Origin of the sequence: Achromobacter ruhlandii, from assembly GCF_902859695.1 — a bacterium.
Lineage (GTDB): Bacteria > Pseudomonadota > Gammaproteobacteria > Burkholderiales > Burkholderiaceae_B > Achromobacter > Achromobacter ruhlandii.
Window position 1 is genome coordinate 91,112 of sequence record NZ_CADIJL010000022.1, and the last position, 9,300, is coordinate 100,411.

Annotated in this window: 11 protein-coding genes; 7 read left to right on the forward strand and 4 right to left on the reverse strand. The window is 69.5% G+C overall.

What is annotated here, in order from left to right:
- The first annotated feature begins 1 nt into the window (after window position 1).
- The gene (locus HV742_RS22630) at window positions 2-787 is read left to right on the forward strand and encodes an aldolase (RefSeq protein WP_175146412.1); all 786 of its coding nucleotides are present in this window, start codon (window positions 2-4) and stop codon (window positions 785-787) included.
- Window positions 788-844: 57 nt separating this feature from the next.
- Here the strand turns inward: HV742_RS22630 and HV742_RS22635 are convergent, their stop codons facing one another.
- The 3 genes from HV742_RS22635 to HV742_RS22645 form a co-directional block, all read right to left on the reverse strand.
- Window positions 845-3,253: a TonB-dependent siderophore receptor gene (locus HV742_RS22635; protein ID WP_175146413.1), complete on the reverse strand. Its 2,409-nt coding sequence runs from the start codon at window positions 3,251-3,253 to the stop codon at window positions 845-847.
- A gap of 92 nt (window positions 3,254-3,345) precedes the next feature.
- Window positions 3,346-4,311, reverse strand: a complete 966-nt coding sequence (locus tag HV742_RS22640; RefSeq protein ID WP_175146414.1) for a FecR domain-containing protein — start codon at window positions 4,309-4,311, stop codon at window positions 3,346-3,348.
- Window positions 4,308-4,823: a sigma-70 family RNA polymerase sigma factor gene (locus HV742_RS22645; RefSeq protein ID WP_175146415.1), complete on the reverse strand. Its 516-nt coding sequence runs from the start codon at window positions 4,821-4,823 to the stop codon at window positions 4,308-4,310. Before HV742_RS22645 ends, HV742_RS22640 begins: the two co-directional genes overlap by 4 nt.
- A 156-nt stretch (window positions 4,824-4,979) precedes the next feature.
- Here HV742_RS22645 and HV742_RS22650 point away from each other — a divergent pair, with 156 nt between their 5' ends.
- Window positions 4,980-5,534 carry a helix-turn-helix domain-containing protein gene (locus HV742_RS22650; RefSeq protein ID WP_054417394.1) on the forward strand — a complete coding sequence of 185 codons (555 nt, stop codon included), beginning with the start codon at window positions 4,980-4,982 and terminating at the stop codon, window positions 5,532-5,534.
- Between the two features lie 16 nt (window positions 5,535-5,550).
- Complete coding sequence (locus HV742_RS22655; protein WP_054417395.1) at window positions 5,551-5,916, forward strand: cupin domain-containing protein; 366 nt, start codon at window positions 5,551-5,553, stop codon at window positions 5,914-5,916.
- A gap of 69 nt (window positions 5,917-5,985) precedes the next feature.
- On the opposite strand, the gene HV742_RS22660 is transcribed toward HV742_RS22655, so the two are convergent.
- Entirely contained in the window at window positions 5,986-6,354 is a 369-nt protein-coding gene (locus HV742_RS22660) for a hypothetical protein (RefSeq protein WP_175146416.1), read from the reverse strand.
- A 215-nt stretch (window positions 6,355-6,569) separates the two neighbouring features.
- On the opposite strand from HV742_RS22660, the gene HV742_RS22665 reads away from it, so the two are divergent.
- From HV742_RS22665 to HV742_RS22680, 4 genes are all read left to right on the forward strand, one after another.
- On the forward strand, window positions 6,570-7,262 hold the full coding sequence (locus HV742_RS22665; protein ID WP_232732801.1) for an STN domain-containing protein: 693 nt from the start codon (window positions 6,570-6,572) through the stop codon (window positions 7,260-7,262).
- Window positions 7,252-7,806 carry an RNA polymerase sigma factor gene (locus HV742_RS22670; RefSeq protein WP_068979954.1) on the forward strand — a complete coding sequence of 185 codons (555 nt, stop codon included), beginning with the start codon at window positions 7,252-7,254 and terminating at the stop codon, window positions 7,804-7,806. The genes HV742_RS22665 and HV742_RS22670 overlap by 11 nt, the downstream gene beginning before the upstream one ends.
- Window positions 7,797-8,795, forward strand: coding sequence for a FecR family protein (locus tag HV742_RS32475; protein ID WP_175146417.1), 999 nt, complete (start codon window positions 7,797-7,799; stop codon window positions 8,793-8,795). The genes HV742_RS22670 and HV742_RS32475 overlap by 10 nt, the downstream gene beginning before the upstream one ends.
- 126 nt (window positions 8,796-8,921) lie before the next feature.
- Window positions 8,922-9,300: hypothetical protein (locus HV742_RS22680; RefSeq protein ID WP_175146418.1), on the forward strand; the 379-nt coding region annotated here is incomplete at its 3' end.

Sequence of the window (9,300 nt, forward strand, 5' to 3'; positions counted from 1 at the left end):
GATGGCCGATACGATGCACTTGGGCAAGGATGAACTGATCGCGCGCGCCAAGGCCGAGATGCAGCGCCAGTTCGACACGCCCGACTGGACGCTGCGCGAGCGCCTGGCGCTGACCTGCCGCATCCTGTTCGACGGCGGGCACGATTCGGGCCTGGCGGGCCAGATCACGGCGCGGGCGCCGGAACCCAACCGCTACTACACGCAGCGGCTGGGGCTGGGGTTCGACGAGATCACGGCCGGCAATCTGCTGCTGGTGGACGAAGACCTGCGGGTGCAGGAAGGCGGCGGCATGCCCAATCCGGCCAACCGCTTCCATTCCTGGATCTACCGGGCGCGGCCGGACGTCAACTGCATCATCCATACGCACCCGCTGCACGCGGCTTCGCTGTCGATGCTGGAGGTGCCGCTGGAGGTCTCGCACATGGACAACTGCCCGCTGTACGGCGACGTGGCGTTCCTGAAGGACTGGCCGGGCGTGCCGGTGGGCAACGAGGAAGGCGAGATCATCTCGGCGGCGCTGGGCGACAAGCGCGCCATCCTGCTGTCGCACCACGGCATGCTGGTGGCCGCGGGCACGGTGGAAGAGGCCTGCGTGCTGGCGCTGCAGTTCGAGCGCGCCGCCCGCATGCAGCTGCTGGCGATGGCGGCCGGCAAGATCCAGCCGATTCCGCCGGCGCTGGGGCATGAGGCGCACGACTGGATCCTGACGCCCAAGCGCTCGCAGGTGGGCTTTTCGTATTACGCGCGGCGCGCGCTGCGCCAGCACCCGGACGTGCTGGACGCCTAACCTCCAGGCCGCGGGGCGGATCGATCGCGCGATGACTCGCGCTGTTCGGAGGGTGGGCTAGAACGTCGCTCGCAGCGCGAGCCGGATCGCGCGCGGCTGTCCGAAGAAGTTCCAGTAGTTGTCGTTGCCGACGGTCTGGTAGTAGGTGCGATCGAACAGGTTGTCGACGTTCAGTTGCAGCGCTAGGTTCTTATTGACGTCGTAGACCGCATGCAGGCCAACCAGGGTGTAGGGCGCCTGGCGGATCCGGTATGGCGTGTCCGCGTCGGGGCTGCTCGATTCGTAGATGCCGCTTTGGGCGTAGACCGAGCCACCTACGCGCAGCTTGTTCCACTGGCCAGGCAGGCGGTAGTCGGTCGAGGCTTTCAACAGGTGGCGCGGGGTGTTGCTGGAGAAGGCCTGGCCGGATTGCTCACCCTGCACGTATTTGGAGACCGTATAGGTATAGCCCAGGCTGACGTTCCAGGCGGGCGTGATGGCGCCGTTTATTTCCAGGTCGAGGCCGCGGTTGCGCACTTTCTCGGCGGCACGGTAGCACGAGAAGATGCCTGGCGGGCACAGGTCGCTGTCGTTGACCAGGTTGGCGCGGCCCTTCTGGTCGGCCTGGAACAGCGCCAGCGCGGCATTCAGGCGGCGGTCCAGGAATTCGCCTTTGAGGCCGATTTCGTAGTTCTGCCCGGTCATGGGCTTGAGAACGTTGCCGTCGACGCCGATGTTTTCCTGCGGCTTGAAGATCTCGGTATAACTGGCGTAGGCCGACAGGTTCGGATTCAGGTCCTGCACCACGCCCGCGTAGGGCGTGATCTTGCCGCGCTTCTCGTAGCGGCTTTCGGTGCGCACGGTGGTCTGGGCATAGCGGTCGAACTCGAACCAGCTGACGCGTGCGCCGACGATCAGCTTGGTGCTGTCGGTCAGGCTGAAGCGCCCGGCCGAATAGACGCCTTGCTGCTTCTGGGTGATGTTGTACTTCCACATGTGGGCGTCCAGGCCGGTGGGCGCCGGGGGATCGAATGCGCCCAGGTCGTTCATGTCAACCAGGTAGCGGTAGCTGGCGTCGCGTCCCCCGTGGTAGTCGAAGTTGTCCTTGCGGCTGGAGGCGCCCACCACCAGTTCATGCTGGCGGCCCAGCAACGTGAACGGACCCGAGGCGTAGGCGTCCAGGCCCCACTGCGTGTCGTCGTACTGGAACAGGCGCGGGTTGAGCGTGAACACATCGCCGTCGACGCGCTGGGTGTAGTTGCCCAGGAAGTCTGACTTGGCGGACAGCCAGTTGCCGGCCAGCGTCAGCTTCCAACCGTTGGCGAGCTCGTGGCGGGCATCGGCGAACAGGTTGGTGTTGCGCTTGTTCAGGTAGTTCCAGCTGCCCACCAGCGAGGTCTTGCGGCGCATGGGGTAGAAATCGCCGTCGGCCTGGACGGGCAGCCCCGACCAGTCGTAGCCGCGGTTGCGGTCCTTCTGGTAGCTGATGCCGGCGGACAGTGTGGTGGCCGGGCCCAGGTCGCCTTCCAGGATGCCGTAGAACAGCTGGTTGTCCTTGTCCGCGCGACGCTTGAAATCGCCGCCATCGGTGTAGGCTATGACGGCGCGCCCGCGCAGGGTCGCGGCTTCGTTCAGCGGCGACGAGACATCGAGCATACTGCGATAGCTGTCCCAGGAGCCGGCCGACAGGGTCAGCGTGCCGTGGGGGGCGGCCGTCGGCCGCTTGCGCACCAGGTTGATCGCGGCCGAGGGGTTGCCGGCGCCTTCCAGCAGGCCGGTGGCGCCGCGCACGACTTCCACGCGGTCGTAGATCTCGGTGGTGGGCTTGTTGATCGCGTCGAAAGAATAGGCATTGCTGATGTTGGTGGCGATACCGTCGATCTGCAGGTTGTCGACCAGTTGGCCGCGCGCGAAATAGACCGATCGCTCGGCGCCGTTCTGCACGATGGCGATGCCGGTGGTCGCCTGCAACACGTCGTCGAGGGTCTGCATGGACTGGTCGTCCATGCGCTGGCGCGTCACCACGGTGACCGATTGCGGCGTCTCGCGCGGCGACAGGTTAAGGCGCGTGGCGCTGTTGCTGGCCGACACCACATAGGTGCCGGCGGTGCTCGCGGGCAGTTCCGCGCCGCTGACCGTGACCGGCGCCAGCGTCGGGATGGCGCCGGGGCGGCGCCGCAGTGTCAGCGTGCCATCGGCGACTCGCGCAGGCTCCAGGCCGCTGTCGGCCAGCGCCAGGCGCAGGGCGGCGTCGACCGTGTACAGGCCCTGGATCGGCGGGGCCTGGCGGCCTCGGACCATCTTCGGGTCATAGGACAGCACGGCCTGGCCGCGCTGCGCGATCTCCGTCAGGGTGACATCCAGGCTGGCGGCCGGCAGGTCGAAGGCGAGGGCGGCGCGCGTCTGCGCGTGGGTGGGCAGGCTGGAAACGGACACCGCCACGGCGAAGGCCGCGCAGGACAGATGACGAGGGTGCAGTACGCGCATGAGGTTCTCCGATACGTTGCGCACAGTGATATGTAGACATGTGCCGCGAGAACGGAAAAGTGACAGTCCCGATGCAAAAAAACTGGCCGGATTCAGATGGCGTGGGTGTCGATCAGGGTCAGCCAGCGCGTGTAGCGCCGCACGGACAGCGGCAGAGTGTGCGCCAGGGCGCTCAGCGCCCGGTCGGTGTCGTCCAGCGGATAGCTGCCGGACACCTCCAGCGCCGCCGCTTGCGGGCTGACGCGCAATACGCCAGCGCGATACCGGCCAAGCGCCGCGATGACGTCGCCCAGGGGTTGGTCGCGCACCTGCAGCCAGCCGGTGCGCCATGCCGCCGCGCCTTCCTGACCGGCGGCGGGCGCGTCGATCCAGTCGTTGCCGTAGCGTGCGCCCTGGCCCGCGGCCAGTGTCAGGCGGCGGGCGCCGCGGGTGACGATGTCGATGCCGTCGCCGAGCGCGACGGCCTGGCTGGCGTGGGCTTCCTGCCGGACCATGTAGGTTGCGCCGGTGCTGCGCACATCGCCATGCCGTGTACGCACCGAGAAGACCGCGGCCAGGGCGGCGCGCGGCAGGGCGATCACGGCGCCTTCCCGCAAGTGCACGGTGCGCGCGCCCGCGGCGAAATCCAGGTCCACGCGGCTGCGGGCATCCAGTGTCAGCAGGCTGCCGTCGGGCAGGGTGACCTGGCGGCGTTCGCCGGTCGCGGTGCCCAGGTCGGCGGTCAGGTTGGCCAGCGGCGTCACGCGATTGGCCACCCAGGCACCGCTTGCGGCCGCGCCCGCCAGGCCGGCTGCGCCCAACAGGACACGCCGGCGGGCTGGCCGCACCAGGGCCTGGCGCAGGGTGTCGTGCCGGTTCTTGAGCACCGTGTCGAGTCGACCGACCGACTGTGTCAGCCCCTGCTGCAACCGCACCCAGGCGTGTTCGTGCGCCGGATCAGCGGCACGCCAGGCGGCGCAAGCGGCGCGGTCGGCGTCGGTCGCGTCGCCCGAGGTCAGCTTGAGCCAGAAGCCGATGGCGCGGTCGCCGGTCTCGGCGGGGGGCGGAGTCCGACTCATGGCGCGTCCGCCAGCGCGTAGCAGCGCCGCAGGGCTTGCGCGATGTACTGCCGAACCATGCTGACCGAGACTCCCAGCGTGGCGGCGATCTCCTTGTGGGTCAGGCCGTCGAGCTGGCTGTAAAGAAAGGCCGCGCGCGCCTTTGCCGACAGGCCATCGAGCATCTGGTCGACGCGCTGCAGCGTCTGCAGGATCGACAACTGTTCCTGCGGTGACGGGGCGTAGGGTTCGTCCTGCTGCAGCAGGCTGTCGAGCCACGCGGCTTCGAGTTCACGGCGTCGCCAGAGTTTCCAGACCAGGCGCTTGGCGATGGTGATGATCAGTGCGCGCGGTTCGCGCACGGACGCCAGCCGGGGCGTCTGGATCAGTTGGACGAAGGTGTCGCCCGCCACGTCTTCGGCGTCCTCGAGATTGCGTAGCCGCGAGTACAGGCGGCCCAGCAGCCAGGGCCGGTCGTGCGCGTAGATGCGGACCAGCAGGGCCTGGTCTTGGACGAGAGAGGGCGGAAGCATGGAGCGTGGCAATAGTTGTGCAAATGCAAATCAGTCGCATTCTAGCGCAGACGTGGGAGATGCTCCGCCGGCCATGCGTGATCGACGCGGACCCTGGCTCGACGCAACGGCGGCTTTCGGGCATTCTTATCGGTCGTGTCCGCCATTTTCCCGCCCATGATCGACCTGCCCCATCGCCTGCGCGCGCTGCGCCGCCAGCAATCCCTGTCCCTGGAACAGCTGGGCGAACGCACGGGCCTGACCAAGAGCTATCTTTCCAAGCTGGAGCGAGGTCTGAGCGAACCTTCGATCTCCACCGTGCTGCGCCTGGCCGAAGCCTATGGCGTGGGCGTGTCGCAACTGGTGGGGGGCGATGGCGCGGCGCAGGACGAGGTCGTCAGCCTGGTGCGCGTGGCCGATCGCGAGGCGCTGCAACGGCGCGACCTGGGCAACGAATACCACTACGAGTCGCTGGCCGGGCGCCGCAAGGTCAAGGCCATGGAACCCTTCATCGTGCACCCGCCGCGTGAATTTCCCGACGCCGCCGCGGTCTTTCCGCATCCCGGCGAGGAATTCCTGCTGGTGCTCAAGGGCGCCATCGAGGTCCAGGTGGGCGAACGCGCGTTCCGCCTGGACGCCGGCGATTCCCTCTATTTCGATTCCGAACTGCCGCATCGCATGCGCACGGTCAGCCGCGGCGCGGCCGAGGTGCTGGTGGTGGCGGCGCATTGATTCCAAGGAAAATGCAGTGAAGCATGATCAATCGCGGCTGGTCCGCATCGATGCCGGCCCCATGAAGAATCCGGTGCCGGGCAAGCCCAAGCGTCCCATTTCGGGCGACGCGGCGTTCCGCACCGTGACCGCCTTCGAAGGCAATGGCGGCCGCGCCGAGGCCGGCGTGTGGGAAAGCACCGCCGGCAGTTTCCAGTCCAACACCACCGGCTACATCGAGTTCGGCTACATCGTCGAAGGCGCGGCGCGCCTGGTCGATCCGGACGGCACCGTGCATGAACTGACCGTGGGCGAGGCCTTCGTGATGCCGGAGGGCTATACCGGCCGCTGGGAAGTGGACCAGTTCGTCAAGAAGATCTATTTCATCAGCCGCACCGCCTGAAGCCCGCTGGACAATCGCCGCCACGGCTCGAACAGCGCCGTGGCATGCACGCGTGACGGCGCGCGCCCGTTACGGCGCGGGTCGCTGCGGGTAGGCCGAGGTGCCGAAGGTGTTGCCCATGCGGTTGCCGATGGTGGCGGGCGTGGGCAGGCCCATCTGGTTGGGCGGCCGCTGCGTGATCGCTTCGGAGCCGAGCGTGGGCGGCGGCTTGGGCGCGGCGTCGGGCGCCATTTTCTGGTTCAGGCAGTCATACGACAGGGCATGGTAGCCGTTGACCTCGGTGTCGATGCAGGCCCGGGCGGCGGGCTTGGCTGCCGGCTGGGCGGCCGGGGGCGCCGGCGTGGGCGTCGCCTGGGCGCCCGCCAGCAGGGGCGTTGCCGCCAGCGCCGCCAGCAACAGCAGGCTGGCGTGGCGCGAAGAGGGGCGATGTGTGCGCATGCGGGCTCCTTTGAAAAGGCCCGGCGGCCCGGGGCCGCCATGCCGTCAGTATAGGGACGGATGACGCCGCGCAGGTGACGATTGCGTGGCGGCCTGCCGTGACGCGGATGTGGCGTGTCACGATTGCGTCATTCGCGCGTCCTAGCATGGCGCCTTTCCTACGAGACGGGTGCGCGGGCGCCCGCGACAATGGCCATGCCTGGCATTTTTCCTCCATGTTGGCGTCGATGACCTTCGCCTGTCCGCCGGGCAGGGGCTGGATGCGGCACGCCTGCCTGGCGTTGGGGGTGTGGGCGTTGGCCGGCGCGAGCCGCGCCGAGGCGCCGCCGCGCGAGATGGCGTTCGCGATTGCCGCGCAGCCGCTGGACCAGGCGTTGGCGCAATACAGCCTGGACAGCGGCCTGACGGTGCTGGTCGACAGCGCCCTGACCGCCGGCCGCCATGCGCCCGCGGTAGTCGGCACCTATACCCCCGGGGATGCCTTGCGCAAGCTCCTGGCGGGATCGCCATTGGCGATCCGCTACGCCAGCGCGCATTCGTTCACGCTGGTGGCGGCGCGCGAGACGGCAGCCGCGCGGTCGGCCGCCGCGGCGCGGCTGCGCGACACGCCGTACGCGGCCGCGCTGCAAGGCGCGCTCAAGCGGGCGCTGTGCAAAGGACAGGGCGCCGAGCCGGGCCGCTATCGCGCCCTGGTCAAGCTGTGGTTCGACAAGGCCTGGCGCGTCGACCGCGTGGATTGGGTATCGGATACCGGATCGGCGCCGCTGAATCGGCGGCTGGAGGCCGCGTTGCGCGGCGTGACGGCCGGACCGCTGCCGGGCGGCATGGCGCAGCCGGTGACGATCCTGCTGCAGGCGAGCGATGTGGATGATTGCGCCGCGCTGCGAGGGGCAAGCCATGCGGGATGACAAGCCGGCGGGTTCCCTGCGCGCCTTGTTCCTGGAGCGCTACAACGATTTTCGCAGCCAGCTCAAGCGCCGCCTGGGGTCGGACGACCTGGCGCACGACGCCATGCAGGAAGCCTTCCTGAAAGTGAACGACATGCCATCGAGCTCGTCGATCCAGCAGCCGGCGGCCTATCTGTTCCGGGTGGCGGTGAACATCGCCGAGGATCAGCGCCGCCGCGATTCGCGCCTGTTGACGGGGGTGGAGATCATCGAGCTGGTCGGCGCGACGGACGAGACGGAGGACCCCGCGCGCATCGCGCAGGGCCGCAGCCAGATCGATGCGTTTCGCCGCGCCCTGCGGCAGCTGCCGGAGCGGACCCAGCAGATGCTGCTGGCCGCCCGGGTGCACGATGTGCCGCATGCCGAGATCGCCCGGCGCTACGGCGTGTCCGAGCGCATCGTATCCAAGGAGCTCAAGCGCGCCTTGGCCCATTGCGGCAAGGCGCTGCAAGCGCAGGAAGGACCCGCGCGGGGCGCGGGCGAGGAAGACGAATCATGGCGCTGATGATGCTGCCGGGAAGGCGCGGGCGCGGACGGGCGTCGCACGACCACGATGCGCGCCATTGGTTGCTGACGCTGACCTCGGGCGCCGCCACCGAAGCGGATGCGGAGGCGTTCCGCGCCTGGCTGCGGGCGGACCCGGGGCACGAGGCCGCCTTCGCCGAACAGAAGCGGCTGTGGCAGGCGCTGGGGCCGGCGGTGCGCGAAGAAGCGGCGGCGCGGGCCACGACGCGGCGTCCGTCGCGGTCGGGCCGGCGCGCGTTCCTGGGCGGCGCGGTGGCGGCATCGGCCGCCTATCTGGCGTGGCGGCCGCCGTTGGGGCTGTGGCCCGGGCTGGACGAGCTGGGCGCCGATTACCGCACGGCGACCGGCGAGCAGCGCCGGGTGGCGCTGGGGGATGCGCTGGAACTGGAACTGAACACGCAGACGCGCATCAATGTGCGGTCGGCGGCGGCTTCGGCGGGCGCGGTGATCGAGCTGGCCGCGGGCGAGGCCGAGGTCCGCGTCGGCCGGCAGGCCGATGCGAATCCCGCGCTGCCGGCGCCGGTGGCGCAGGTGGTGGCGGGGGCGGGACGGGTCTCGGCGCGCGAGGCGCTGTTCAACCTGCGCTATCTGGGCGGCGAGGCCAGCCTGTGTTGCCTGGCCGGCAGCGTGCGGCTGGCGCACGCACAGGGCACCTACGAGGTCGGCGCCGGCCAGGAGCTGCGCTACGACGACCGCCGGGTGATGCCCCCGGCGAAGGTGAATACCGAAGCCGTGACCGCCTGGCGGCGCGGCTGGCTGGTGTTCGACCGGGTGCCGCTGGCGGACGTCGTGGACGAGTTGAACCGCTATCGGCGCGGCCGGCTGGTGTTGCTCAACAGGCAGCTTGGCCAACGCCGGGTGCAGGCGCGCTTCGCGCTGGCGCAGGTGGCGGACGCCGAGCAGCTGATCCGCGACGCCTATGGCGCCGAGGTGACCCGGCTGCCGGGCGGCGTGGTGCTGCTGTCCTGAGCCGGCCGGCGCCGCGGCCCGGCGGGGTTCGTGAATTATTTATGACAGGGTTCTGGTCGGCATTTTTCCATCCGTCTGTCTTGTTCTAGGTGGCGAACACCGCGATTGGAATAAGGAAAGACGATCATGCAGGCACGGTTGGCGCAACGCGGCGGTAAGGCATTCATGGCGCGCAAGACGGGGCGCCGCCGTCCGGACTGGCGCCCGACGCCGCTGCGCCAGGCGCTGGCGGTGCTGCTGATCGCCGGCGGCTGGAGCGGCACGGCGCAGGCCCAGGCGCGGGCCTTCAGCCCCGGCTGGTTCGCCGACAAGAACGCGGTGCAGTCCACCGCGCAGCGCACCGGCCGCATGCCCGACGGCAGCCTGGCCGGCATTGGCAACAGCGCCCGCCAGCAGGCGCAATCGCGCCAGCAGCTGCAGCGCTCGCTGGACAACCTGAACCGCACCGCGGCGGCGGTGGCCGCGCAGCAGGCGGCGCAGGCGGCGGCCCGCGCGGCGGCGGCCG